31 protein-coding genes and 1 tRNA gene are annotated in these 25,999 nt (G+C 35.2%); 17 read left to right on the plus strand and 15 right to left on the minus strand.

Annotated features, from left to right (window positions below; all coding sequences use genetic code 11):
- Positions 1 to 57 precede the first annotated feature (57 nt).
- A complete protein-coding gene (locus O5635_RS00630) occupies positions 58 to 774 on the minus strand; it encodes a hypothetical protein (RefSeq protein ID WP_269607650.1) in 717 nt (238 codons plus the stop codon).
- A gap of 602 nt (positions 775 to 1,376) precedes the next feature.
- On the opposite strand from O5635_RS00630, the gene O5635_RS00635 reads away from it, so the two are divergent.
- On the plus strand, positions 1,377 to 1,550 hold the full coding sequence (locus O5635_RS00635; protein WP_193742044.1) for a hypothetical protein: 174 nt from the start codon (positions 1,377 to 1,379) through the stop codon (positions 1,548 to 1,550).
- 373 nt (positions 1,551 to 1,923) lie between these two features.
- Here O5635_RS00635 and O5635_RS00640 read toward each other — a convergent pair whose 3' ends face one another.
- Together O5635_RS00640 and O5635_RS00645 are read right to left on the minus strand one after the other, a co-directional pair.
- Positions 1,924 to 2,385, minus strand: coding sequence for a hypothetical protein (locus O5635_RS00640; RefSeq protein ID WP_152557329.1), 462 nt, complete (start codon positions 2,383 to 2,385; stop codon positions 1,924 to 1,926).
- Between the two features lie 601 nt (positions 2,386 to 2,986).
- Positions 2,987 to 3,757, minus strand: a complete 771-nt coding sequence (locus O5635_RS00645) for a sulfite exporter TauE/SafE family protein (RefSeq protein WP_036903418.1) — start codon at positions 3,755 to 3,757, stop codon at positions 2,987 to 2,989.
- A gap of 564 nt (positions 3,758 to 4,321) precedes the next feature.
- Between O5635_RS00645 and O5635_RS00650 the strand changes: the two genes are divergently transcribed.
- A complete protein-coding gene (locus O5635_RS00650) occupies positions 4,322 to 4,783 on the plus strand; it encodes a hypothetical protein (protein WP_193742043.1) in 462 nt (153 codons plus the stop codon).
- A gap of 1 nt (position 4,784) precedes the next feature.
- Here O5635_RS00650 and O5635_RS00655 read toward each other — a convergent pair whose 3' ends face one another.
- The 3 genes from O5635_RS00655 to O5635_RS00665 form a co-directional block, all read right to left on the minus strand.
- Positions 4,785 to 5,177 carry a DUF2862 domain-containing protein gene (locus tag O5635_RS00655; RefSeq protein WP_052043079.1) on the minus strand — a complete coding sequence of 131 codons (393 nt, stop codon included), beginning with the start codon at positions 5,175 to 5,177 and terminating at the stop codon, positions 4,785 to 4,787.
- Between the two features lie 734 nt (positions 5,178 to 5,911).
- Positions 5,912 to 6,232 carry a DUF3303 domain-containing protein gene (locus O5635_RS00660; RefSeq protein WP_036903412.1) on the minus strand — a complete coding sequence of 107 codons (321 nt, stop codon included), beginning with the start codon at positions 6,230 to 6,232 and terminating at the stop codon, positions 5,912 to 5,914.
- Positions 6,233 to 6,314: 82 nt separating this feature from the next.
- The gene (locus O5635_RS00665) at positions 6,315 to 6,554 is read right to left on the minus strand and encodes a hypothetical protein (RefSeq protein ID WP_036903410.1); all 240 of its coding nucleotides are present in this window, start codon (positions 6,552 to 6,554) and stop codon (positions 6,315 to 6,317) included.
- A 206-nt stretch (positions 6,555 to 6,760) separates the two neighbouring features.
- On the opposite strand from O5635_RS00665, the gene O5635_RS00670 reads away from it, so the two are divergent.
- Together O5635_RS00670 and O5635_RS00675 are read left to right on the plus strand one after the other, a co-directional pair.
- The gene (locus O5635_RS00670) at positions 6,761 to 6,916 is read left to right on the plus strand and encodes a hypothetical protein (RefSeq protein ID WP_269607655.1); all 156 of its coding nucleotides are present in this window, start codon (positions 6,761 to 6,763) and stop codon (positions 6,914 to 6,916) included.
- 191 nt (positions 6,917 to 7,107) lie between these two features.
- Entirely contained in the window at positions 7,108 to 7,245 is a 138-nt protein-coding gene (locus tag O5635_RS00675; RefSeq protein WP_193742042.1) for a hypothetical protein, read from the plus strand.
- A gap of 251 nt (positions 7,246 to 7,496) precedes the next feature.
- On the opposite strand, the gene O5635_RS00680 is transcribed toward O5635_RS00675, so the two are convergent.
- From O5635_RS00680 to O5635_RS00690, 3 genes are all read right to left on the minus strand, one after another.
- Positions 7,497 to 7,646, minus strand: coding sequence for a hypothetical protein (locus O5635_RS00680; RefSeq protein ID WP_193742041.1), 150 nt, complete (start codon positions 7,644 to 7,646; stop codon positions 7,497 to 7,499).
- A gap of 388 nt (positions 7,647 to 8,034) precedes the next feature.
- Positions 8,035 to 8,238, minus strand: a complete 204-nt coding sequence (locus tag O5635_RS00685) for a hypothetical protein (protein WP_081934331.1) — start codon at positions 8,236 to 8,238, stop codon at positions 8,035 to 8,037.
- A gap of 218 nt (positions 8,239 to 8,456) precedes the next feature.
- Entirely contained in the window at positions 8,457 to 9,644 is a 1,188-nt protein-coding gene (locus O5635_RS00690; protein WP_036903405.1) for a glycosyl transferase, read from the minus strand.
- Between the two features lie 45 nt (positions 9,645 to 9,689).
- Here O5635_RS00690 and O5635_RS00695 point away from each other — a divergent pair, with 45 nt between their 5' ends.
- From O5635_RS00695 to O5635_RS00715, 5 genes are all read left to right on the plus strand, one after another.
- Positions 9,690 to 11,459, plus strand: a complete 1,770-nt coding sequence (locus O5635_RS00695; RefSeq protein WP_152557328.1) for an alpha-amylase family glycosyl hydrolase — start codon at positions 9,690 to 9,692, stop codon at positions 11,457 to 11,459.
- Between the two features lie 4 nt (positions 11,460 to 11,463).
- Positions 11,464 to 12,255: a mannosyl-3-phosphoglycerate phosphatase-related protein YedP gene (gene yedP, locus O5635_RS00700; protein ID WP_036903400.1), complete on the plus strand. Its 792-nt coding sequence runs from the start codon at positions 11,464 to 11,466 to the stop codon at positions 12,253 to 12,255.
- Positions 12,256 to 12,262: 7 nt separating this feature from the next.
- Positions 12,263 to 13,264 (plus strand): uridine kinase, encoded by a 1,002-nt coding sequence (locus tag O5635_RS00705; RefSeq protein ID WP_052043078.1) that lies wholly within the window; start codon positions 12,263 to 12,265, stop codon positions 13,262 to 13,264.
- Positions 13,265 to 13,365: 101 nt separating this feature from the next.
- On the plus strand, positions 13,366 to 13,593 hold the full coding sequence (locus tag O5635_RS00710; RefSeq protein ID WP_036903397.1) for a DUF1830 domain-containing protein: 228 nt from the start codon (positions 13,366 to 13,368) through the stop codon (positions 13,591 to 13,593).
- Positions 13,594 to 13,796: 203 nt separating this feature from the next.
- The gene (locus O5635_RS00715; RefSeq protein WP_036903395.1) at positions 13,797 to 14,174 is read left to right on the plus strand and encodes a GIY-YIG nuclease family protein; all 378 of its coding nucleotides are present in this window, start codon (positions 13,797 to 13,799) and stop codon (positions 14,172 to 14,174) included.
- 263 nt (positions 14,175 to 14,437) lie between these two features.
- Here the strand turns inward: O5635_RS00715 and O5635_RS00720 are convergent, their stop codons facing one another.
- On the minus strand, positions 14,438 to 14,728 hold the full coding sequence (locus O5635_RS00720) for a hypothetical protein (RefSeq protein ID WP_036903392.1): 291 nt from the start codon (positions 14,726 to 14,728) through the stop codon (positions 14,438 to 14,440).
- 120 nt (positions 14,729 to 14,848) lie between these two features.
- Between O5635_RS00720 and O5635_RS00725 the strand changes: the two genes are divergently transcribed.
- Both O5635_RS00725 and pstS read left to right on the plus strand, forming a co-directional pair.
- Positions 14,849 to 15,685: an undecaprenyl-diphosphate phosphatase gene (locus O5635_RS00725; RefSeq protein ID WP_036903390.1), complete on the plus strand. Its 837-nt coding sequence runs from the start codon at positions 14,849 to 14,851 to the stop codon at positions 15,683 to 15,685.
- A 534-nt stretch (positions 15,686 to 16,219) separates the two neighbouring features.
- Entirely contained in the window at positions 16,220 to 17,209 is a 990-nt protein-coding gene (gene pstS / locus O5635_RS00730) for a phosphate ABC transporter substrate-binding protein PstS (RefSeq protein WP_036903387.1), read from the plus strand.
- Positions 17,210 to 17,491: 282 nt separating this feature from the next.
- Here pstS and O5635_RS00735 read toward each other — a convergent pair.
- From O5635_RS00735 to O5635_RS00755, 5 genes are all read right to left on the minus strand, one after another.
- Positions 17,492 to 17,565, minus strand: a tRNA-Pro gene (locus O5635_RS00735).
- Positions 17,566 to 17,585: 20 nt separating this feature from the next.
- Entirely contained in the window at positions 17,586 to 17,957 is a 372-nt protein-coding gene (locus O5635_RS00740) for a hypothetical protein (RefSeq protein WP_052043075.1), read from the minus strand.
- A gap of 230 nt (positions 17,958 to 18,187) precedes the next feature.
- On the minus strand, positions 18,188 to 18,928 hold the full coding sequence (gene msrA, locus O5635_RS00745; RefSeq protein ID WP_036903384.1) for a peptide-methionine (S)-S-oxide reductase MsrA: 741 nt from the start codon (positions 18,926 to 18,928) through the stop codon (positions 18,188 to 18,190).
- Positions 18,929 to 18,935: 7 nt separating this feature from the next.
- Positions 18,936 to 19,187 carry a hypothetical protein gene (locus tag O5635_RS00750; RefSeq protein ID WP_036903382.1) on the minus strand — a complete coding sequence of 84 codons (252 nt, stop codon included), beginning with the start codon at positions 19,185 to 19,187 and terminating at the stop codon, positions 18,936 to 18,938.
- 107 nt (positions 19,188 to 19,294) lie between these two features.
- Positions 19,295 to 21,037: an ABC transporter ATP-binding protein gene (locus tag O5635_RS00755; RefSeq protein ID WP_036903380.1), complete on the minus strand. Its 1,743-nt coding sequence runs from the start codon at positions 21,035 to 21,037 to the stop codon at positions 19,295 to 19,297.
- Between the two features lie 85 nt (positions 21,038 to 21,122).
- Between O5635_RS00755 and O5635_RS00760 the strand changes: the two genes are divergently transcribed.
- The 6 genes from O5635_RS00760 (at position 21,123) to rlmB (ending at position 25,809) form a co-directional block, all read left to right on the plus strand.
- Entirely contained in the window at positions 21,123 to 21,428 is a 306-nt protein-coding gene (locus tag O5635_RS00760; RefSeq protein ID WP_036903378.1) for a DUF3288 family protein, read from the plus strand.
- Between the two features lie 123 nt (positions 21,429 to 21,551).
- The gene (trpD, locus tag O5635_RS00765) at positions 21,552 to 22,592 is read left to right on the plus strand and encodes an anthranilate phosphoribosyltransferase (protein WP_152557327.1); all 1,041 of its coding nucleotides are present in this window, start codon (positions 21,552 to 21,554) and stop codon (positions 22,590 to 22,592) included.
- 11 nt (positions 22,593 to 22,603) lie between these two features.
- Entirely contained in the window at positions 22,604 to 23,746 is a 1,143-nt protein-coding gene (gene carA / locus O5635_RS00770; RefSeq protein WP_036903374.1) for a glutamine-hydrolyzing carbamoyl-phosphate synthase small subunit, read from the plus strand.
- 82 nt (positions 23,747 to 23,828) lie between these two features.
- Positions 23,829 to 24,176, plus strand: a complete 348-nt coding sequence (locus O5635_RS00775) for an STAS domain-containing protein (protein ID WP_081934329.1) — start codon at positions 23,829 to 23,831, stop codon at positions 24,174 to 24,176.
- Positions 24,173 to 24,580, plus strand: a complete 408-nt coding sequence (locus O5635_RS00780) for a Mini-ribonuclease 3 (protein ID WP_036903369.1) — start codon at positions 24,173 to 24,175, stop codon at positions 24,578 to 24,580. Before O5635_RS00775 ends, O5635_RS00780 begins: the two co-directional genes overlap by 4 nt.
- 11 nt (positions 24,581 to 24,591) lie before the next feature.
- Positions 24,592 to 25,809 carry a 23S rRNA (guanosine(2251)-2'-O)-methyltransferase RlmB gene (rlmB, locus tag O5635_RS00785; RefSeq protein WP_036903366.1) on the plus strand — a complete coding sequence of 406 codons (1,218 nt, stop codon included), beginning with the start codon at positions 24,592 to 24,594 and terminating at the stop codon, positions 25,807 to 25,809.
- Positions 25,810 to 25,999 lie beyond the last annotated feature (190 nt).

Genomic DNA, 25,999 nt, shown 5'->3' on the forward strand with positions numbered 1-25,999 from the left:
CCTTTTAATCATTCTTTGAGCTTAAATCAATTTATATCTATTTTTTTAAATAATTACTCAGGATGCAATCTCCTTATCCTCCACTTCATAATTTGAATTTAATTCCTGTTGATTTAAATCAGTTAGAGATTCTGTGTAGAAATTATCTTTGTTAGCATCTTCTTCTTCTTGGTTAGGAGTGATTTCTGACTGGGTTGTATTTAATTCTTCTTGGTTAGGAGTGATTTCTGACTGGGTTGTATTTAATTCTTCTTGGTTAGGAGTGATTTCTGACTGGGTTGTATTTAATTCTTCTTGGTTAGGAGTGATTTCTGACTGGGTTGTATTTAATTCTTCTTGGTTAGGAGTGATTTCTGACTGGGTTGTATTTAATTCTTCTTGGTTAGGAGTGATTTCTGACTGGGTTGTATTTAATTCTTCTTGGTTAGGAGTGATTTCTGACTGGGTTGTATTTAATTCTTCTTGGTTAGGAGTGATTTCTGACTGGGTTGTATTTAATTCTTCTTGGTTAGGAGTGATTTCTGATTGGGTTGTATTTGAGTCCTCTTCCAAGGGATTATTTGATGTAATGGCTTCTTTTTTTTCTTCTTCAGCTTGAATCAGGCCTTGTATTGCAGTTATTAGGTCTTTTGCATTCTCAAATAAGTCTTTCAGATTCTTAAAAATATCTCTGAGGATATTTTTTATTTCTTCTGCTTTTTCCCCTTTGTTAGTAATCAGTATTACAGTTGGGATGCCTATTAGAAGGATTATAAAGAAAAGGAATCCAATCATGAACTTAAAAGAATATATGTCTTAAGATCACTCGTATAACATTATTTATCAAGTGGTTTGCAATAACCTTTTAAGATATTTGTTTTAATAGCAAAATATACAATTTTAAGATTTAAGGGATACTAAAACTTTAGTGATTTTTGCATGACATCCTATTGATATGAAAAATAATTTCCAGTTAGCTAGTCATGGAAATGAGGAATTCTAGGAGCTATGTTCCTATAAAAGCAAGTCTATATAGGAAGTATAAGAACTTTTTGCTTGACGAATTTAGCTTTTATTAACCAAGAGCCTTCAAATTTAGAGATCAAAGCACTTTGCTATGAAACAGAAAAAATTTTGTTGGAGATTACAAAATAGAGTAGACCAATAGATGTAATGGATAATATAACTCCAGCAATTACAAGTCCTAGAGAGCGATTCGAAGGATCGCTAGGGATTTTCTGGATTCTTTTTTTAGTCTCTTTTTTACTCATGATTACCTTTATTTGGTAAAGGAAACTCTGACAAGCTCATTTAGCCTGTCACAATGACCAATGTTTATGACCATTTCACCCTTATTTGTTTCATCTAATGCTAGTTCTATTAAATAACAAAAAAAAATGACTAACACTGAACCCACAAATAATGAGCCAAAATGGGATTACACCTCAAGTAGGCAGAATCTAATTACTGGTGCTTTAGTAGTAGGAGGTAATCTCCTAGTAGTAATTCTCTACCTTCTTTATAAAACTGTGCCAGCTGTTCATCAGATTATCTCAGGCAAGCCGATTTGACCTGTTTGCTTTAATTAGTAAGAGTTTACCCCTTTATTAAATGACCACTTTTCGAGACAGGGTTAATGCCCATCTTCCAATCGTTCTTCAGACCCTAAGTACGCTGTCTTTAATTTTGATAGCTTTAACGGCTCTATGTGGATCAAGATCGCTAAAGAAACTGGCCGATTCTCATGAAGTTTCACAAACCACTTCAAGTACAAGTTCTCAAATGATTAAATCAAATCACGTTCATTGAAACCATATTTATTTACTATAGATAACATAGAGAGTTGTACTTGTTGGTAGTTTAAGAAACTTTCTGAATAAATAATTTTAATTAATATTTTTGGCGCAATTATAAAGAATGCCTCTTGGTTCAGATTGAAATTATTTAATTCTTAGATTTGGAGGCCTTCAAGCACAGTAAAGTAAAAAAAAATAATGTAAGTATTGGTAATAAAGAAATAAAGGCAAATAAGCTAGCAGTAACTATTAAAACTATAAGCAATATTAGAGCCAATGCTATGGAAAATCTGATGATTTTTTTTAACCAGAAACGACCTGCTAACTTATCAAAATGATCTTGAAGCTTATTTCGTTCGATTTTTAGATCAAATAATTGTCTTTGGTGCCAAGCAACAGATTTCTGAGCATTTGAGTCTACAATTTTACGTTGTAAACCATTCCAGAAATTACCTTCCTGGCTAAAAAATGATCTAACTCTTACAGTTTGCGCCTCTAATATTGCGTTAGTTGTTTCATTAATCTCTCTATCTAGTGATTGGATTTTGCTTAACAAAGATGTTTGATAAGATGAATATTTATATTGAATGATCTTTCTATTTGGGGACACTCTGGCTTGACCCAGAAAAGGCAGCTTTGGAAATGAAAAAACTTTTCTTATATTTCTTATTATCATTAGTGAAAGTATATGAAAAGTTAATAAAGCTTAGCCTGAAAGTAAAACAAAAAACTCAAAATTGTTCTATGGACAATAGCTTAATAGCTTATTCCTTTTATAATTCTTCTATTTGAGGACTTTAGTACATAGACTCATAAAAAAAAGGGGCCAAATCGACCCCCTTTTTTAAGATTATTTGAAGCTTTTCATATTTGGCTCCTGGGGCCTAGTTTCCAGGTGTTTGGCTTTACTCTTCTGAGGGCACCTAAACGATGCATAAGAGTACCGACTGAATTGACGCACCTAAATCGTTGATCCTTGTCGCTTCAGACGATAAGCCTACTTATAAATTGAGACTGTTGGAGCAGGGCCAGAGTTAGATCGCTTCTGTTAGATACTCAGGTGGAGTGTCTACCATTTTCAGCGCCTCCGAGATCGATAGTCATATTCTTAAGGTACCTAATAAAAAAAGCAATCAGCCTTTATGCCCATTGCTTTTCCTTGGTAATTGACTTATTAGTAAGAGTTTGGCCCGTATTTATATACGCGCTAGCTAAATCGCCTTTAAAATAAGCGAAGTTCCAACAGCAAATGAAATAATTTCGAATGCTTTTTTTACCAGTTTTTCTCCTTTAGCAATTGCTATATGAGCTCCAATATACCCACCTAAAAGGGCCCCTCCAATCAATGCTGGTAGCCATTCCCATCGGATTGCTGTATTCATGGCTAATGCAACAGCCCCGGTACCATTCCAGACAACCCCTACAAGAACAAGCGTGTAAGCAATCGCGCTTGTATAAGACAGACCAAACCACACAACCAGCCAAATTGTTACGAATAAACCTGTCCCTGAGGCTAGTGAACCATTTATTAAGCCAATAATGAATAGAACAAAACCACCACTTAGTTTCTTAGTTAACGAAATTTCTTGTTTATTAGATAAGTTATTTATATGAGGACACTTTGCCGAAAATATTCCCAAGAAAAGAGTTAACGTCCCGAGGGACAAAGCACCTGCTCTTTCTGGTATCACAAGAGCCAATTGCGAACCAACTAAAACCCCAGGCAATCCACAAAAAAGAATAAAAGCCGAAAAGGATCTTTTCAAACTCCTTTTCTTAAAGTATTGCAAGCTTGCTCCAATACCAAGTGCAACGCTTGCCATTTTGTGAGTTGCTAAAGCAGTAGGGAATTGGAGTCCTAGCAATAACAAAACTGGTAATTGAATTAACCCAGCACCTCCTCCCGATAGCGCGGAAAGTAAATTTGCAAATATTGCAACAAGAAATAAGATTCCTTGAAACCCGTAAATATATATATTCATTGATCCTGCTTAATGGTTATTTGATTTAGCTAAAGTTTTATTGGTATATATTAATATGGAATTTGTATATAATCAATATTAATTGAATGAAATTATAGAATGATTCAATTCTTCTAATAAATAATTGCCAATTAATTTCCTAAAATTAACCCAATTTTTCCGTTCAAATCAAAAGTAAAAATACAATTTTACTTATCCCTGACAACTAACTTATCTAAAAAATATAAAAATTTAATCAAAGAGCTTTTTATACTTACAACACTAAAACATCAATGATTGCCAGGGCCAATCTTTGAAGCACTTGTGATTTCAGACTGCTAAAAGAGATAGGTATAGTTCGGAGCTTAAGAACTGGCGCAATCTCCCTTGACAACCTATGTCAGGGAAAGGGGATGCCATTGTTTCGTAATCTTTTGGTTGACGTTTTTTTTTGTGCCAACCTTTCGCTTCTCCTATATTAATAATAAAAATTTTATAGAAATGAACTTAATTCCCTTATTGAAGTCAAAGCTTAAGGCTAAAGTAAAGTCGATATTTGGAGAATCTTTTAATAAAAATACTTGTATGTCAGCAAGGTCTTTAAGCAATGGACTTCTTGAATGTAAATGGGAATTAAGTATGTCGGATAAATCTAAATTATTTCAAAGAGGTGTTTTTTGTTTGGGCATAAGGATTTTTGATGTAACCCTTAAAAGCTCTCAGGAGATATCTACATGCATCATGAAGGAAGTTCAAATTAATAGGAACTTGAGAAAGTGTTTGATTAAGCCACCAATATCTGACGGTGTTATTTTAATTGAAATTGGATTCAGAGCCCCTTCTAGTAAATGGGAGATACTCTCAAGCTTTGAACTGAAATTAAGAGAAAGAAATTTAGTTAAGTATTACCCCGATGACTCTTGGTTTTACGAACCTTCTCAAGAAAAAGAGGAAAATATTCACCAAAAACTCTATAATTTATCAAAGGGTTTGCGTAATGGAGGCTCTGAGAGAATCCAATCTCTAGAAGAAACCAAAACAAATTGATTTAGAAAATATCTTTGGAGGAGTATATAAGCCATTTTGCAAAATTAAGAGGGTTAAGGATATAGGCTAACTCTTTTGAATGTTCCGTATATTGATAACTAATTATTCTATTTGGCTTTATATTAGTATTTTTATTTGTTTTAATTGCTTTAATCTTGCCTGCATTCTCTCGAAGTTCTTTGTTAAAGAACCAGTGAGTTGATTCATCATCTAACTTTATGAAAAATCCAATGTCAGTTCCATCAGTGATTTTATAGTCGATGATCACTCCAGAAGAGTCTTTTTGAAGCTTTTTAAAAAGCTCTTCAGGGATCCTATCCTTGATTCTATTGACATCTATGGAAACCTCAGAGCCAATTTGAAAAAGGTCACTAAAATTGTCTACTCCTTCCACAACTCAATAAATATGGTTTTATATACTAACTTCTAATTCGCTTAATAAGTCCAGTTTTAGCCAACTTCTTTTTTGTTATAGATATATTTTTTAATTCATTAAACTGGGCGCTTTATTTAAGTCTTATTTAGTTATCAGTAGAGGAGAAGGTCTTAGCTGGGTTTGTTTCCTCGAATTTTTTTGAAAGCTGCTGATATACCTATAAGCAATACTCTTAATACCAGAAAGCCAAAGGCTACAAAACCCATGATTAAGACAATGGAAAGAATTGACGATCCCAGATCGATTTGACTAAGGTCCTGCATTGGATTTTTTCTAGATTGTTTAGATCAGAAGATATAACTTTTATATTAAGAGTAATTATACATATATCAGAGGTTTTAATTAATATTGATGCTTTGCTCAAAGTTAATTTGAATTTTTTCTGTGATCTTCTTGACTGATAAGCGACATATGCACTTCTCAAAAGCAAATCTTGAATCACTAATCATAGTTGTTAATTCAAATAGTTATTTGTTTTAAAATATATATTTTGAGTATAAGAATGTATACCCTGTTGCCTACGACAATTGGATTTACAACCTTTAAATATTTTCTTGGGATTACTTCTTAAATGCATTGGTTTTATTGTTAAATTTGAGATAATACTAGAACTGTTAAAGGAATAGACTGAAAATATCACTTGTTTCTATTTTTTATTAAATCAATAAGCCAATCTAGATTTCATCAGTAAATCAAAAACCTTTTTCTTCTAGATCAGCATTGTGAAGCTTTTGCATCTCAACCATTTCCGCACATGTTAAAGCAGGCCTATAAAGGAATTCACAACCAAACGCGGATCTCCAAAACATAAAATGCTTAAAGAGCGCTTTTGAATCAGATGCTTTGCATATAATACAAAGTTCTCCTGATTCAGGCATATGCAATCTAGCTATTAATTCAAATCCCTCAAACTTATCCATCTTTGCACCATCTTCCATATACTTTATGAAAGCGGTGTAGCCTTCATCTTGAGTCTCAGAAGGAACTACACAAGTAACAACGTAAAATTGCATTAGACTCTAGAAACTATCTATATTTTTACTAGCATAATGGAATTTTTCGGCAATTTGTTAGAAGAACAAAAAATTTATTAGCTTATGATAGCCAGGACCCACCTTTCGATAAGACTTTCAAATATGCATCAATTGCATCTCTGTTTGCTTTCTTGATATCGAGTACTTTATTAGGAGCTACTCTTTTTTGCTTGTATATAGGATTTAGAGGGCCATCAAACAATCTGTCTAAAATTGACTTCTTTCTTTTTAAATTAATAACAGCCATTAGAAATAAACTATGGTTAATTTCATAGATAGCTAATTTTTCTAATGAATGCAATGTTTAATCTTTAGGATACATTGATTCTACAAGCCTTTTTTCGAGAGTTTATGGTTTTAAGTTGCTTATATCTTCTTCTTTGCCTTTGCTAGATGCAAATGTTTCTTGATGCAGTCGCTTGGTATGTTAAATATTGGTCATTATTTTAAACAACTTGGTTCCGTATGAATATTAAGGAGATCATCCAGGCATATGCCTTTCCGAGCTTGGCCGTCTTAAGCACTGCAAGCTTAGTTTCAATTGCAGCTTCTTTAATGCCACTTTCCGAATGGGCCAGAAATCAAAACGATTGTGTAGAGAGGACAGTCGCTTTCAAAGGACTTCCTGACAAAGTGTGGAGTTGTAATGGAGGAGGTGATTGATGGTCATTCAGCCAACCTGTTTGGTTGAACTATCTCTTTTGGGTTGATTTGAAAAGTAAAACTAATAAAGACGTTTTGGAGAGAAAATTTTCTATATCCAAACTGGTTAGGGGAACCGAACTTGAAAAGAGTCTTTTTTGTACTTATACCTTCGTTTGTCATCGAAAATCCAATCACAAGGCCCCCATTCCATGGAAAAGGACGCTCGTTCTTCTCTCGAAAGCGCATTAGATGAATCAAAGTCCAAAGGCAAGGAGCGCTTAACTCAGGCTCTCCTGCAAGCATTAGAGGACCATCATAGAGAGCTTAAAAAATCCAAAGCTGCCTAAAACTTGCACTTATGAGGTGGCTCCTAACAAAAAAATATATATTTATCTAAGTTTACTGCTTAATTTTAATAAGCCAAGAAAGGTCTGCTGACATTAGCTATTGGGTTTATTAACTTTAAAACTTGTATGAATATTCGTTAGAAATCAGCTGACTAGCAGCTCCTCCTCCTTGCCTTAAATCTACATATATTAAAAGGGGCTTCCTTGCGTGAGAAGCCCCTTTTGGGTTTTTAAATAATCTCTATTGGTCTTTAATCTTTTTTGGAAGGATAATTCATTTGGTCATAGTCAGGACCAACTAATACTGCCATTACTGCGAAGAGAGCTATAAAAGCTATACCAATGTAAGCAGCCGAAGGAGCTGGTGTACCAAGAAGAGATGCGAAGTTAAGAGGAATCATGACTGATAGTAAACAGTGCTATTAATACATCAAAAACTTCTTTTGTAGTGTCCTTTTATTTACAATTGGTTAGACACTCAATTTCCAAAGGGGGCAATAAAAGCCGGTATTAATTTGGTTCTGGGCGTTTTTATTGGAATTTGGGCTAGTAGCAATGCGTAATAACTCCTAACCAAATCAAGATATTTAGTTTGCATCACCCAACAAAATTCTTTATTTTCAAAAGTCAAAGACTTAGCACTTCTCTAAGGTTGATTAAGATATATATCCCCTCAAAATGAATATTTTGTTGCCTTAAGTGAATTTTCCTAGCCTAGTATTATTAAGTTTAACTTTCTTCTTAGATTGCGTTTGCAACTCTAATAAATAAATATACCTATTATTTGGATTACCTTCTACCTGCTTGAGACCAAGTTATAAACCAATCAGATTTTGTTTTCAATAAATTTTCTGGCATAGAATCCTGCAGTTCTGAGATAGCAGCTCTCATGTATGGATTGCCAGCATCAAACTTTTCAAAGAAATCAATTAGATTAAGAACATAATTATCATTTATATCTTTATGCTTGATTGATTTGAAATCATTAATCATTGTTTTTGTGCAGAAAAATTAGTCTGTAAATTAATTAAAAATGCCTGCCTATGTAGCTCCCCCTTTGTTAAGAAACAAGGAATCATTAGAGCTAGTATTGGCTCAAACTTAAGATAACTTCTTTGGAATATTTAGCTATGGTTTTTTACAAAGATCTTTTTATCAAAATATTTAATTTATGATTTTCAGACGATTTTAATTTGTTCTTAAGTGGTTCTTTAGCCTTTACCAGCTTCTGCTAAGTCTTCCTGGAGTCTGTTCTCACAAGCTAAAACTCTTGCCCAGCAAGGTAATTGTTGCGTTACGGGTGATTCCAGGAATTTTAGTATTGCTGGCCTAATGATTTTAGAAAATTTCTGTATAGCCAGCTCTTCTTCATGCCTGTTATAAGGAAGTTGATTAACGGCCGAATCCAACCCGAATTGTTTAACTCGATCTTGCCCAACGCGCCTAAAAAGGACTTCTAAGTTTGAAAGTTGTGAATCTGATAATGATTCAGCTTGATGTTCCATTAATCCTCTTAAAACACTAGAGAGGATCTCTGTACACATTTTTTGAAGACCTTCTTTTGGGTTCTGTCCAATACCTTTATGCTTGTGATCAAATATCCCTAGATCCACTTGTGCAATCCTTGAAATCCTTACATTCTTATAAACCTCTGATAAAAGTCCAATTTCCAATCCCCAATCGCAAGGGATTCTTAGATTCATTCCAAGATCTTTTGTAAAAGCAAATTCTCCAGCAAGCGGATATCTAAATTCTTTTAGGTATTCAAGGAAAGAACCATGGCCAACTAATTGTTCCAATGAAGTTAATAGAGGGCCAACAAAAAGCCTTGTTGCTCTTCCTTGAAGAGCATTTGTTTCTAAAGACAATCGACTATAGAAAGCTTTTACGTATGAGATGCCATGAGATGGCTCAAGCAAGGGCTGAAGCATTCTGATCGGATATGCAGAACTAAAAGTTCTTATATCTGCATCAAATAGAGCTACGACTTCTGAACTTCGAGTGGCTATACCAATGCCTTGCCAAACGGCCCAGCCTTTGCCTGGTGTTCCAATTAAATCCAAGCCGTTATTTGCTTGAGTTTGGAGTAGTTCAATTACAGAAGGACTATTTGTCCATTGAACATGCACTGGGTAAGGCATTGTTTCGAAGAATGCCTTGGCTTCTAAGACTTCTTCTCTTGAGTTGGCTGATAAAGCAATTACAAGTTCATTTAATCCATCTAAATTTTTCAGAACATCTCTGATGAGCTTCAAAGCAGGCCTTCTGAATTCTTCGAACAAGCAAGGTATCAAGATGGAGGTGGGTCTTTTTGATAGCCCTTGCCTTAAGTTGTCTAGAGAATCTCCAGCAACCCCATACTCATGAATTGTTGTTATCAAACCCTGTTGAAAGTCCATTCGGTATTTAGTGCAACAGAATGTAAGTAGTGTTCTAATGATCCTGTGCAAAGTATTGGTAAATACTCAGTGACAGGATCGCAACAGCCACTAAAGAAGTTGAGTGGATTACTCAAAGAAGTTTACAGCGACCACTCTGCAGAAGAATTCAATTATATGTGGTCGCAATTGCTGCAGATTTTGAATGAGGATGGTTGTCGAGACATTGCCTCTGAAAAAAAAGCTGAGCTATGGGATTCTTCTACTGCCGTTTTGATCACATATGCGGATGGTATATATCAACAAGGAGAACCTAGCTTAAAGACACTTAAAAAACTCATTGATAATTACTTAACTGATCTTTCTTCTGTAATACATATCCTACCTTTCCTATGCTCTACAAGTGATGGAGGCTTTGCTGTCTCTGATTATGAGAAGTTGGAACCTCGCTTTGGAGGTTGGGAAGATTTAAATGATCTTTCTAAAGAACATATATTGATGGCAGATTTGGTTTTAAACCATGTTTCATCTTCACATCCATGGGTTCAGCAATTTATAAAGTCAAAAGAACCTGGAAGTAAGTATATATTTTCACCACAACATTCTGATGATTGGAGTAATGTTATAAGACCTAGAAGTAGCTCTCTTTTTACAAGCTTAGCAACTATAAATGGGACTAAAGAGGTTTGGACAACTTTTGGACCTGACCAAATTGATGTTAATTGGAAAGAACCATATATAGTTATTGAGTTTTTAAAATTAATTATAAGGTATATAAAATCTGGAATAAAATGGATAAGGCTTGATGCTGTTGGATATATATGGAAAGAATCAGGAACTACTTGTCTTCATAGGACTCAAGTTCATCAGTTAGTTAGGTCATTAAGAATAGAAATGGAACAAATTTTTTCGGAAGGTGTTTTAATTACTGAAACCAATGTTCCTGAGAAGGAAAATATATCTTATCTCCAATCTGGTGATGAGGCTCACCTTGCATATAATTTTCCATTGCCACCATTATTACTTGAAGCTTTAATATCTAATAAATGTGATCTCTTAAATAATTGGCTCTGTTCTTGGCCTGAATTGCCGAAAAATACTGGCTTTCTTAACTTTACTTCTTCACATGATGGTATAGGTTTACGACCTTTAGAAGGGTTAATGGATAAAAATAGAATGCGAAATTTATTAATAGCCTGTGAAAATAGAGGCGGTTTGATTAGCCATAGAAGATTATCTAACGGTGAAGATAAACCGTACGAATTAAATATAAGTTGGTGGAGTGCAATGAAAAATGATGGAAGAGATTCTTCATTATTTCAATTTGAGAGATTTATTTTAAGTCAGTTATTTGTAATGTCATTAAAAGGTGTACCTGCTTTTTACTTGCAAGCATTAATGGCATCTGAAAATGACTTGAAAACTTTTACTAAATCTGGTGAGAGGAGAGACTTAAATAGAGAGAGATTTGAAGCATCTACGTTATTTAACAAATTAGAAGACGAACAATCTTTGCCAAGCAGAAATTTGAAATTACTAAAAAAAGCTATGAATCTTAGAAGAGAGCTAAGATCTTTTCACCCAGATCAACCAATGAAATGTGTTACTAAGAATCGTAGTGATCTTGTAATACTATTTCGAGGAGAAGGCCGTGATACTTTGATGGCGATTTATAATATGACAAATGCAAAGTTATGCTATTCCCTTTCTAATATTTTAAGAGTCGAAGGCAAATTTATTTCTTCTTGGAAAGATTGCTTGAATAACTTTAAATCTCATCAAAACCGCATCGAGTTGAGTCCTTATTCTGCTCATTGGCTGATTCCATTATTTTAAACTCATGATTATTTCAAAAGACTGGTGGATAGTAACAGATATTGACGGAACTTTAATGGATCATGACTATAATTATGATCCTGCACTGCCAACAATTAGCTGGCTCAAAGATATTGGTATACCAATTATTCCTTGTACTAGTAAAACAGCTACAGAGGTTAGAAGTCTTAGGGAAGAACTAGGATTGAATGATCCCTATATCGTTGAAAATGGAGGTGCAATATATGGATTTGAAGCATCAAAAAGAAAAGAATGGGAATTAATATTGGGTAAAAGTTTTAAGGAATTGAGGCTCATATTAGATTCAATTTCTCAAGAAATAGGTTATTCACTAAAACCTCTTAACGACTTGTCTCATGCAGAAATAAAATCCCTTACAGGACTAAAGGGTGATGCGATATTGAAAGCTCTTGATAGAAAATGGAGTGTTCCTTTCTTAAATCCACCATCTTCTGATAGAGACAAATTAATTGAAATCGCAAAGAAATTTGATGCTAATATATATAAAGGTAATAGGATGAGTCATTTACTTTCGCAAGCGAGTCATAAAGGCTTAGCAGTTCTTAAATTAAAGCAATATTTAAATAAACCAGATGTCAAAATAATAGGGCTAGGAGATTCTCATAATGATATCCCTTTATTAGAAGCTGCCGATTATTCAATTGTTGTTCCCGGAAATAAAGGTCCTAATGAATTCTTATTAGAAGGGATAGAAAAAGGTGAATATATTCTAGCTCCAAAACCTCATGCAGAGGGATGGGCTATATCGATTAGAAATTTATTAAATTCTGTCTAGATTTTATATGGATTTAAATAAAGAAAAATCAGAAGAAATATTAACTTCATCTAGTCTTTGGCCAGAGAGTATAAATTCAAGTATTAAATTTCCTAAAAAAGGGTTTCATGAATTGTTAGCTGATATGGGTTGGAAATTTTCAGATTGGATATCTTTTTGGATGTCATTAGATGCAGAGAACCTAGCCTCTAATTATTGGTCGAAAGGGACAAGAAAAGATTGGGTTTGGGGGTTAGGAATACCTTTACTTACTCAAATTAAAAATTCTTGCAACCTCGAAAATTCCAAGAGAATCATTGGTATATCAGCTTTACCTGGCTGTGGTAAATCTAGTTTAGGAAGGTGGTTGGAAGAATCTTCAAACCAAATTGGTATAGATATTAATGTTATTTCATTAGATGATTTTTATTTTACTGGTGAAGAACTCGATAAAGTTATGAAGGACAATCCTTGGAATGTGCCTAGAGGAATCCCTGGAAGTCATGATATACAACTTCTGGAAGACACTATTCTGCAATGGATAGACTCTGGCAAATTACTTGCTCCAAAGTTTGATAAATCTTTAAGAAATGGAATGGGAGACAGATCGACTTGGATCAATACCCAACCTAAAATATTGATTATCGAAGGTTGGTTCCTGGGTTGTAAACCATTAAAAGTAAAAGGAAACAAAACAGATTTATTTACACCAAAATTAACAGATTTAGAAATTAAATATAGAGAAAAAATCCAGCACTCTCTTAAGCAATACCTTCCTATTTGGGAACTAATTCATAGAATTTGGCATATTAGAGCAACTGATTTCTCTTCTACATTTAAATGGAAAGTAGATCAAGAGAATGAAATGTTTCATCAAAGGGGAAGCGCATTGCAAGGAAAATCTTTAAAAACTTTTGTTAGGATGATAGAAACTGCTATTCCTCAGGAAAGTCTAAATACTATTGACAGTAGTGTATTGATTGATATTAATCAATTACGTGAGATTTTATATGTAGGTAGACCCTTCTGAGCAATTTGAAAAAAATTTTCATTGCTTATATTCATATTAGTAATTGTTTATACAGCAATTTCTTTAATTTAGGGCTTTAGTGGCTTTGCATATATGCATTTATGATTGAATTTTCTTACAGAAATAAGACTAGTAGCATGCTAGTCATTAGGTGTATTGGCCCAGATAATTATTTTTTAGAGCGTGTTATTTTTTCTTTTGAGACAATAGTATTTATGGCACCAGAGGCCTCCAAAGTTGAGATTTGGGGTCATACGTCTTACGGTCCAACCCTTGAGCAAAGAATTAGAATAAGTGCTTCTTCACGAGAATACCCCTTGGCAGCTTAGCTAGCTTGTTAATTATACTATAAAAACCTTTTATAGTTTTTTAAAGGTTTTTATCAAATATATTTTATCAAAGTGTCTATTACATGACTTTATTTTTCCCTTAAACTAACCTAGAATTCTTCAGCTCAAAATTTCACTTTTCAACTCTCTCGATAAAATTACCCTATAATAATTTTTATACTTTAAAAAGTAATTACAAACCAATGGAATCTTATATCTATTTAATTAAAAATAAAGACCTGCATATAATAGGGGTGGCAAATAATATAGATAAAGCCCAAAAATTATTAAAACCAGGGGTTCTGGTTGCCCATGTTAAGACTGATAACTCTGGTTTTATCTGTAAACAACTGTATCAAAGGTTTTCGGAATGCCGTATTCCAATGTCAGATTATTTCAGGTTAAATGCTTCACAAGTAGAAGAGTGCAAGAATACAATGAGGTTGAACGCAGACAAGGCATATTTTGAACCTATCTTTAAAGGATTGACCCTTGTTTTTACGTTTCTTATTTCGTGGATAGCGTTGTTCTTCTTGATAATAAAACTAGGGATTAATCCTATCTTTGAAAGATTCTTTTAAGGACTAGTATTAGTTTCCTAATATTTGCCGAATTATGTTTTAAAATAGGTTTAACTTAAGAAAAGTATTTTTTTATTATGGACCTTGGGAATATTTTATTATGGTCAGCAATACCCTTTGTCGGCATAACTATATATTTTGGAACTAAGAATGGTTATTACAATACAGAAAAATATGGAGGCGACGGCTGCGCTCATGATGTCAAGAGATAATATTTGAGTTAGATAAGTCGAATTGTCTTTTGCTTAAATGATAATTGCTGGTTATTGATCACCGTTATATACGCAAGTCCAACGATTGTCGAATTGCCAAACAGGCTTGTAAATTGCTTTGGTTATTTTCTCTCCTGCTTGTTGGCATAATTCAAGAGATTTCATTGGAATTGCATAAAGTGATGGGCTAGTAATACCGCTAACCTCTGGCCTTGAGCCTGGCCCTTGTCGATAACTTCCCATTACCAACCAGTAGGCAGCTTGAGCTCTGATTGGGGAAAATGCCAATCCAATTATTATTGCAAGCGTTGAGAAGGAGATTCTATGAATGGTGTTGCTCATTTAATAAAGCACTTTTACTTAGGCTAGTTACCTTTAAGGAAACAGTTCATATGAATTGATTTTTATCTGACAAATTTATATATGTATGTACCTTCGTTTTGCTCACTTTTAAATACTTCAATGTTTTTAGAAGAGTGTTTTAGACAGTTTGTGTTGGGTTTTATTCAAGGCTGCACGGAGTTTTTACCAATAAGTAGTACTGCGCACCTAAAGGTCATCCCTGTTCTACTTGGTTGGGGCGATCCAGGAGTATCCGTGACTGCGGCAATACAATTTGGAAGTATCATTGCTGTTTTTGTTTATTTTTCAAATGATCTCAGATCTGTAGCCAAAGGTTTCTCTGCAACTTTCTTAAGAGGGAATTGGTCTAAACCGAACGCAATATTGGCAAATTCTTTAATAATGGCTACTTTGCCAATTTTATTTGCAGGAGTAATAGTTAAGTTTTTTTGGCCTGGCTACCAGATTTCTCAATTAAGGACGCTCTCTTCTATAGGAATTATCTCAATAATTATGGCTTCTATTCTTGCCATTGCAGAAAAATATTCTAGTGCTCATAAAAGTTTTGAAAAGATTAGTGGCTTTGACGGTTTTTTTGTTGGTTTGGCTCAAGTAATTGCTTTAATACCAGGTGCTTCTCGCTCTGGAGTGACGATTACGGCAGGCCTGATAAGAGGATTAGATCGTAATTCGGCAGCCAGGTTTTCATTCTTGATTGGGATACCTGCAATTACTTTTTCCGGTCTGGTTGAAATTAAAGATGCAATTCACTCAGGGTATTCAGGAGGTCTTTTACCTTTATTCGTTGGCATTGCTACGGCAGCAATAACATCGTGGTTTGCTATTGATTTCCTTTTAAAATTCCTTCAGAGGAATAGCACAATTATTTTTGTAATTTACCGATTCTTTTTCGGATCATTTTTGTTAGTTTGGTCTTATTTAATTAACACAGCATGATAGCGAATTTTATTTTCGACTTCATTACTGTTAAATTTGGTGAGTTGGACCTCCCAATCTCAACGATTGTTATTTTATTATCCATCACTGTTTTTATTTTCGTGGCAGTTGGACTGAGCTCATTTAAATTAATACAATCTGCTTTTGAAGAAGATGAAAAATAGTTTTTAATGATTATAGATTTATAATAAAAAACTTCCCAGTGCAGACATCTGGGAAGTTTTGAAACTACTCATAATTAATAAAACCTTATTTTTCGAAGTATGCCATAGTAGTTTCTACTTATTTTTGCCAAAAGTAGCCTTGCGATTTTGATTTGCATAATCACTTGTATTTTCTTTTATTTATCGTTTTATTTTCAGATAATAAACTTACGTTTTTGACAATTTATAATAAATTAAGGTGATACAATTGTTTGTTAAATATTTTTCGAAATAACTTGCAAAATTAATCACTTTTTAGAAAACCTATATCTTGCTCTTGCTGTCCTTGAAATGCTATATAAATGATGCTTGATTTATTCCCGAGTTTACTATGGCCTTTGCGAAAAAGAGCCTACTAACTGCTTGCTTAGTATCAGTTTCCACTAGTATTGTTGCATGCGGATCTAATTCAATATCAAACACCAGATTGAGTGGAGCAGGTGCTTCATTCCCTAGCAAGATCTATACGCGCTGGTTTGCTGATCTGGCTAAATCTGGTGGTCCTAAGGTTAACTATCAAGCAGTTGGTTCGGGATCGGGTCGTAAAGCTTTCATAGATGAAACTGTTGATTTCGGCGCCTCTGATGATCCTATGAAACTAAATGATATATCTAAGGTCTCGCGAGGACTTGTTCAGATTCCCGTGATTGGCGGGACTATTGCATTTGCTTACAACAACCCTGAGTGTGAACTTAAGCTCACTCAAGTTCAGGCTGTCCGTGTAGCTATTGGCAAAGTCTCTAATTGGAGTGAACTTGGCTGCCAGGCCCAAAAACTCACTTGGGCCCATCGCTCTGATGGTTCAGGGACAACCAAAGCTTTTACTAATTCAATGGAGGCTTTCTCTGAAGAATGGACATTAGGAACTGGTAAATCAGTTAAATGGCCTTCTGGCATTGGAGGAAAAGGCAATGCAGGGGTTGCAGGAGTGATTAGAAATACACCAGGTGCCATTGGCTATCTCAATCAGTCATATATCAATGGTTCCATCAAGGCAGCTGCTTTGCAGAATTTGTCCGGTGAATTCTTGAAGCCAAGCATTGAATCTGGATCTAAAGCACTAAATGGAATTGCTTTAGATGAAAACCTTGCGGGTATTAATCCAAACCCATCAGCAAGCGGTGCATATCCAATTACAACTCTTACATGGATCCTTGCCTATAAAAATGGGAATGGTATTAAAACAAAAGCCATTAAAGAGTCATTGAACTATTTACTCACTGATGAAGCACAAAGCAAAGCTTCTGAATTAGGATTTGTTCCTCTTAAGGGGAGCATCTTGAGTAAATCTCGTGCTGCAGTTGAGCGTATAGCCCAATAGTGTCTTCTATTACTAAGGCTCGAATCACATCTTTCTTTTTTGTTGACTGGTATTAATATATTTTTAGAAAAATACTTTACTCTTCAAACTTATTGCGTAACTACAATACTAATATCTGAGATTATTTTATATTTACTCTTAATCCCTTTCTATTCAAACAACTATTTTAAAACCACTGTTTACCTATAAAAACCTTTATAGTATGCTTTCTTTTGCATAACGTCTGGTTTTGATTACCTCTTTAAATTGGTATTGGGTAGAAATAAATTCAATGATGCTTAATCGGAACGGCGGGATTTGAACCCACGACCCCCACTACCCCAAAGTGGTGCGCTACCAAACTGCGCTACGCCCCGTAAAATGAAGTTATCATACGCTAATCAAAAAAATATCTTCTACTTCCTTTTGTAGATATTTCTTTCTTTAGCTTCTGCAGAATTTTTTTTGCCAACAAGTTTTTAGATTGCCTTGCATATTCCTCTATTTTTAATTCCTTTGCTAAAAGTCTTAATTCACTGAATCGTAAGGTTGATACTTTGAGCTCGGGTTCCACATTCCAAGCGAACCCTGTTTTGGGAAGTTTTTTATGAGAATGTTTGTTTTCTAATTCAATTGTAATTTCTGCCAACCATTCTGGGATAAGTACTAATAAAATTGCAAAAAATGCATAAATCCTCATTAAACTATTAGATACTGGTTTCATATCAACTGAGCTTTTCCTGTCTTCTTTTTTTAATTTATTATCCAATTTCTGTTAATCCATGTAATTAGCTTTAAACATTTACTTTGGATATATTTATAGTGTTTGTTCTAGATCTGACATTGACTTGATCGATGTTATCGATGAGTCTTTCCATTGAATAGATGGTTCTGTATTGAATTTAGATGGCCTAAAGGTAAATATAAAGCTAAATATTAATAGTATCGTAGCCAAAATAATTAACAAAACCGTATTGTCTGGAAGAGGTTCTTTCATCGCTATTTATTCTTGTTCATACTTGTAAGACTTATAGGCTCAATTGTGCTTCTAAGTATACAATGATTAATAGACCAGTCAAAGTTAGACCAAATTAATTTATCTAGCTTATAATTTGAACCTTTAAAATTATCTAACAATATTTGTGTAGGCATTGCAGAACAATAGGGCCTGCTCCCTGGCTTTGCTAGATATTGCTGATGATACTCTTCGGCATAGTAGAACAATTGATTATTACTTATTTCAGTTTGAATTGCTCCATAACCTTTTAATGATAAAAGCTCTTGATATCTTTCTTTGCTAGCAATTACTAGTTCAATTTGATTTTTGTTAGTTGGGAATATAGCAGATCTATATTGTGTACCTCTATCATTGCCTTGGCGATGATATTGTGTGGGATCATGACATTCCCAAAATAATTTCAGAAGATCACTTAAATCGATAACTTTTTTATTCCAAACAACTTTAACGACCTCGCTGTGACCTGTTCTTCCAGAGCATACATCTTTATAACTTGGATTATCAAAGTCTCCACCTGCATATCCGACTGCAGTTGTTTTGACGCCAGGTAATTTCCAAAACCCTTTCTCAGCACCCCAGAAACACCCACAACCGAAAAATATTTCTTCTTCGTCATGATTTAAGGGCTCATTTAATCTTGTCTTTAAAACATAGTGGAACCACTCTTTGGAATTCATTGTTTTATTTTTAATCGGTTTTGGATTTAGCCAGTTCGCAAACATTGAGAAATCATTCAGTTAATTGTTGTGGGTCAAGTTCTATATGATTCAGCAAGGTAGTTACAAAGGCAAATAATAAGAATGGAAGGCTTATAACTAAGATCAGACCAACACCAACAAGTGCAAATATTGGCCTTGATGCGCCCATTAGACCTAGTCCCCCAGCAAGACTAACAAAAATGACTGCCATCCATGCCAAGATTTGAATATAGATATCACCAAATGTAAGGTTGCATCTGATGGTGTACTTTGTGGGAGTCATTGCCTAAGCATATTTTCTTTACCTTTAGCAAACTAAAAGAGTTAAGTCTTTTGTTGTAATCAATTAAACTATTTTGGTAGAAAATTACATAAGGAAAACTACTTAGTTTAGTTAAGCCCCTGCGTGGCTTGCTCCCTTTCCCATAGCCTTTTGTAAAGCCCACCTATACTTATTAGTTCTTTATGAGTTCCTTCTTGTTCTAATCTTCCGTCATTTAAAACTAATATTCGATCACACGCAGCTGCGGCTGAAAGCTGGTGGCTGATCATTAAAATTGTTCTATTAGTTTTACTTCTGATAGATGTAAGTATTGCCGCAGCAGTTTTATTGTCAACACTTGCCAAAGCATCATCAAGAACGATTACTGGCGCACTGATTAAAAGCGCTCTACCGAGTGCTGTACGTTGACGTTGGCCTCCACTTAAGGTTATCCCTCTTTCCCCTACTAATGTATTAAAACCATCTGGGAAACCTTTTATATCGTCAATTAATCTGGCTTGAATAGCAGATTCCTCTACTTGATCTTTGCTTGCTTTGGGGTCCCCGTATTTAAGATTATCTTGAAGAGAAGTTGTAAAAAGGTAACCTTCTTGAGGGACTAATGCGATGTTTTTACGAAGGTCTTCAAGCTTTAAATCGATAATATCATTTTCATCTAGAAACAGTTGTCCTTTGGATACATTAATCATGCGTCCAATTGCTCTTGCAAGGGTTGTTTTGCCGCAGCCAACAGGACCAACTATTGCAACTAGTTCTCCAGGCTGAATGACAAAACTAAGTTTGTTTAGTATTGCCCTTTTACTCCCTTCGTAATTGATAGTAAGTTCTCGAGCTTCTAGTTTCCCTATAACAGGCTTGGCAAGACTTTTAGTTTTAAACTTGTTTTTTATATTTGGCTTTCTATTTAATAGCTCTTCTACACGATCAAGACTTACTTGTCCTATTTGGAAAGTGTTTAATGTAAAGCCTAGTAGTGCTGTAGGAAAAACTAGTCGTTCAACATAGAGTATTAGGGCAATTAAGCCTCCTATAGTAAGCGCACCTTTTTCAAGCAGCCCACTGCCTAAAGCTATTAGAAGCAAAAGTGAGATTGAAGATATTCCTTGAAGAAGAGGGAATAAGGTACTGGCTGTTCTAGCTAAATTAATCGCTGAATTTCTATAATTATTGTTTAACTTTGAGAAGGCTTGCTTCTCTGATGCCTCTTGGCCATAAATTTTTATAGCGCTAATCCCGGAAAGATCTTCTTGAATGAGTTCACTTAGTCTAGAAAGAGCTTCTTGTTGTCTTCTCCTTTGTCGAACCATCCTTCCGCCAAATAATCCGACTGTCCCAAGCATTAATGGATAAAGAGAAATTGCTGCGATTGTTAACCATGGACTAATTGCAAGCATGGCTGGGATGGTAAAGCAATATGCCAACAAGGTATTTGTAAGGCTTAAAACGGTAAAGCCAAGAAGCCTTCTAATATTTTCAACATCACTTGTTGCTCTGCTTATTACTTCTCCACTGCCGATTTCTTGAACCCAACTTGGGTCTTGGATCAATAAATGATCAAATAATTTCTGCCTTAGATCAACTTCAACTTGACGACCCACTCCAAATACAAGCTGCCTTGATATAAGCCGCACTATTCCCATAATGGTTGCAAGCAAAATAATCCAGATTGAATTCTTAAGAACATCCTTAAAAGCGAAACCTTCTTTTAAAGCATCAACAATTCCCTTTACTTCCATTGGAATTGCAACACTTAAAAGATTTACGACAACTAGACTTATTGCTCCAAGTATCAATGTCTTTCTATGAGGCTTTAAATACCTATTTATTAGATCTAAGCGAAAAGCGAACATAGCCTTGTTTACTATGTGATCAAACTTAGTAGCTCTAGGGAACTATTGTGATCATTTTTGCCTGTTTGACTAAGGATAACCTTTGATGAAAGATCAAAATCACCCTCTTTATTCTATAGATCGTGAACTAGTTGATCGTTTGCTTTCAAAGCTTTCTCCCACAGACGAGGATCTTGTTGATCTAGCAAGATTATTTAGCAGATATTCAGACTTCCCCGGAGCTGAGACTTTGCAAAAGGATATGACCAAGACATTAAAACTTTGGGGAATGGATAGAGATCAACTGAATTCGAAAACTCGTGAGATTTGGGCAAAAGGGTATAGGCCAGGTAAAAACATAGATAACACAGTTGGTTCAGGTTTTGATACTTCTGAAAAGTCAGAACCTTAGTTTGATGACAAAACATAATTACAATGGATTGTCTGGTTTAAATTTGTTTTTATCTTTTGAAGATCTTTCTACATATCCCGGAGTGCGAAAGAAGCACCCGGGCTTTTTTCTGAGTTTATGACCATGTCAAATTTTTCTTGGCCGAAAGTTCTTGACAAGCTTTTAGAAGGAAATGAACTGCAAATAGTTGAAGCAAGTTCTCTTATGAAAGCTTGGCTGAATGAAGATCTTACCCCTGCCCAGACAGGAGCTTTTTTGGCTGCTTTGCGATCAAAAGGATTAACCGGACTAGAGCTGGCTACCATGGCAAAGGTCTTAAGAGAGGCATGCTCTTTCCCGTTTGCTATACCTGAAATGTTTTTAGTGGATACATGCGGGACTGGAGGAGATGGTGCTGATACTTTTAATATTTCAACAGCGGTTGCTTTCTTAGCATCATCCTTGGGAGTCTCCGTAGCAAAACATGGCAATCGAAGTGCTAGTGGGAAAGTCGGATCAGCAGATGTATTAGAGAAAGTTGGCATTAAATTAGATGCGCCTTTGCTCGAAGTGGTAAATGCTTTAGAAGAAACAAACATTTCATTCTTATTTGCTCCCCTTTGGCATTCTTCTTTGGCAGGCCTTGCTCCTTTTAGGAAACAATTAGGGGTTAGAACAGTTTTTAATCTTCTTGGTCCATTAGTTAATCCTTTTAGACCTAAGGCTCAAGTTCTTGGAGTAGCCAAACCAGAGCTTTTAGACCCTATGGCTGAAGCATTACAGGAATTAGGATTAACTCGTGCAGTAGTGGTTTATGGGGCTGGAGGCTTAGATGAAGCATCCTTAGAAGGGCCTAGCCAAGTTCGTTTCCTGAAAGATGATCAAATAACTTCTGCCGAAATTGATATAACTGATTTAGGTCTTACTCCGTGCTCTAATTCTGACCTTAAAGGAGGTGACCTCAATTTAAATGCCAATATTCTGACCTCAGTTTTAAAAGGGGAAGGAACGCGCTCTCAAAGGGAAGTAGTTGCTTTAAATACTGCATTAGTTCTTTGGGCATCTTCAGTTGAAGATGATTTAAATAAAGGGGTAAAAATGGCTTTAAATGCTCTTGAAACTTCAATGGGCTGGAAAAAATTGGAGAATCTAAAACAATTTCTTAAATCGCATTCTGAGGATTAAGAATTATTTTGATGAATTATTCTTTGAAAGACTCTGCATTGTTAGTTTTATCAGATGGTACTTTTCTTGAAGGAAAACCATTTGGTTTTAGAGATACTGTAATTGGTGAAATAGTTTTTAATACAGGAATTACAGGTTATCAAGAAGTTTTAACTGACCCTAGTTACCATGGCCAACTAGTTACGTTTACGTACCCTGAATTAGGTAATACTGGGGTTAATGAAGAGGATTCGGAATCTAACTCTCCATATGTAAGAGGGGTTATCGCAAGGCAAATAATTAAGGAACCAAGTAATTGGAGATCTCAAATCAATTTAGAGAAATGGTTAGAGAAAGAAAAGGTTGTAGGCATTTATGGTGTTGATACACGTGCTCTTGTAAGGCATTTAAGAGATTTTGGAACTATGAATGCTGCAATATCTACAGATGGAAAATCTTCGCCATTTCAATTGCTGGAGAAACTTAAAAATGCTCGATCGATGGAAGGGCTGAATCTTGTAGAAGATGTTACAACCCCAAGAAGTTATAAATGGACTTCAATCAGAGCAGCTTCTTTTGATAAAAGATTAAAAGTTAATCAATCAAAGCCTCTAAAAGTAGTTGCTATTGATTTTGGAATTAAAAGGTCAATACTTAATCGATTAGTAGCTTATGGATGCGAAGTAGAAGTATTACCAGCAAATTCTAAACTTGCAGATGTTTTAAATTTATCTCCTGAAGGAGTTTTCCTTTCAAATGGGCCAGGAGATCCTTCAGCTGTTAAGCAGGGCATCTCATTAGCAAAAGAACTTATTGATTCAACAGATCTGCCTGTTTTTGGAATCTGTCTAGGGCATCAAATTCTAGGCTTGGCACTTGGAGGTCAAACTTTTAAGCTTCCTTATGGGCACAGGGGTTTAAATCATCCATGCGGCTCAACTGGTCAAATTGAAATTACTAGCCAGAACCATGGATTTGCATTAAAGGCTTCTTCCCTGAGTGAAAAAACAGTGGAAATAACGCATTTAAATCTTAATGATAAAACTGTTGCAGGCATTGCAATGATTAACAAGCCAGTTTTTGGGGTTCAATATCATCCAGAAGCTAGTCCTGGCCCGCATGATGCGGATTATCATTTTTCAAGATTTGTTGAACTGATGTTAGAACGCCGCTGAAAAATGGTTGATTCGCTTCGATATAACTACACTTCTTTTCAGAAGTACAAGGGGGCTTAATCCCATAAAAGATTTACAGCGATTGACCGTTTCATTACGCGGTGGTTTCGAAAGGCGTAAAGGTTGTTTGGTGTTTTATTTCACTGGACAGCTAGATGCTTACTCAGAAAAACAATTTTCAGACTTTATCAATGATGTTTTTAGTTCTAACCAACTACCAATGGTGATAGATCTTTCAAAAATAGATTTCATTGATTCTTCTGGCTTAGGAGCGATGGTGCATACAGCAAAGCAATGCAAGAAATCCAAGAGATCTTTTGTTGTTGTTGGCAATCCAAGAGTGATTCAAACCATTAAATTGGTTCGATTAGAGGATTTTTTACATTTAGTGCCTGATCTAGACACTGCGTTGACCAAATTGGCAGCTTGACTGACTGGCTTCGACTACAGGTGCCATCAGGGTGTCCTGATGATTTAGGGCCTTTGCAATTAGCTTGGCTTGGTGATGCCGTTTGGGAGATGCATCAAAGAATAATGTTTTGTAAGACACCTGCTCGATCAAAAGACTTACATGAAGCTGTTGTATCGAAGGTCAATGCGGAAAGCCAAGCTAAGGCTTTATCTAGACTAGAAGTTTATTTAACTGATGTGGAAAAACAATTGGTTAGGCGGGGTAGGAATAAAGTTGGACGCGGATCTCGTAAACTAGATGTAGCAATATATTCACAGGCAACTGGATTTGAAACGCTAATAGGTTGGTTGTTTTTGAAAAATCCAGCTCGTCTCGCGCAGATTCTGGATCGATTAGAGGAAAACGAATCTTTTTGCCCATAACTATTAAGAAAATGACTCCTGCTAATCGTCGTGGCTCTAATTTTTCATCCTCTTCTGGAAAACCAAAAGGTGGCAATAGGACTTATTCATCTAGAAGAAGGAAAAATTCTAATTTGGAAGAACGTAGAAGGAGTTTTAAATCAAAGGCTGAAGAATTAAATTCACAAAAATCTTTAAAAAATTCATTCACAGAAAGTAATCAATCACTTCAAACATATAGCTCTAGAAGGAATTCCAGAAACAAAAATAACTTTTCAAGTGAAACCCAAAATTCTTTTAGGCGAACAGAACACAAAAACAATTCTACAAAATTTGTAGAAAGCAAAGATAGAAATCAATTAGTTAGTTCAAATAGAGGTCGTTCTAGTAGACATGGAAGTTTTGACAGTAGTTACGCAGAAACCTCATCTGAAACTTTCAATAATGAAAGGGATGTTAATGATATTTTTTGGGGACGACACTCCACTCAGGCTATTTTAGAATCAGGAAGACCCCTTCATAGAATTTGGTGTACTCCTGAATTAAGAACCTCATCTAAGTTCCTACAACTTCTTAAAGATTCCAAAGCTTTAGGAGTACTCGTTGAGGAAGTTTCATGGGCCAGATTAGGTCATATAACTAAAGGTGGAGTTCATCAAGGCATAGCTCTTCAAACAGCAGCATCTGAAACACTTGATTTAAGCACTTTGATAAAGGGATGTTCCGACCTGGGAGAATTTCCTGTTTTATTAGCTTTAGATGGACTCACAGACCCTCATAACGTAGGGGCAATAGTTCGCTCTGCAGAGGCTTTTGGTGCCCATGGCTTGATTTTACCCCAAAGAAGAAGTGCAGGCTTAACTGGTTCAGTTGCAAAAGTTGCTGCTGGGGCTTTGGAGCATTTGCCAGTGGCTAGGGTGGTTAATTTGAATAGATCTTTAGAGGAGCTGAAGAAATTTGGCTATAGAATTATTGGTCTGGCGGAAGAAGGAGAGAATATTTTAAATGAAATAGATGTAGAAGGTCCTTTAGTAATAGTTATAGGCTCTGAAGGGAAAGGGCTTTCAGTTTTAACACGAAGGACTTGCGATCAGTTAGTGAGGATACCTTTAAGAGGGGTCACTTCAAGCTTAAATGCTTCAGTTGCTACTTCTATTTTCCTCTATGAGATTGCAAGTAAAGGGTGGATGAAAGGTATGTCTGGGCAGGCTGCGTCGCCTAAGTTGGTCCGAGCAAAATTATCTAATTAAATAGTGCCATAAAATCTATTTTTGCTTTTAAATATGATTCTTAAAAGTTTTAGGATAATTCTTCAGATGAATTTCTTGTTTTTTTTAATTGAATCAGCGTAAAAGATTTTGTAGCAATATTTCTATTAGACCCGCCTTTTGAAGCTATGCAATTTACTTATTGATCGAGAGGATTTTTTTGGAGTCAGGA

The organism is Prochlorococcus marinus str. MIT 0919 (assembly GCF_027359375.1).
Classification (GTDB): Bacteria; Cyanobacteriota; Cyanobacteriia; order PCC-6307; family Cyanobiaceae; genus Prochlorococcus_D.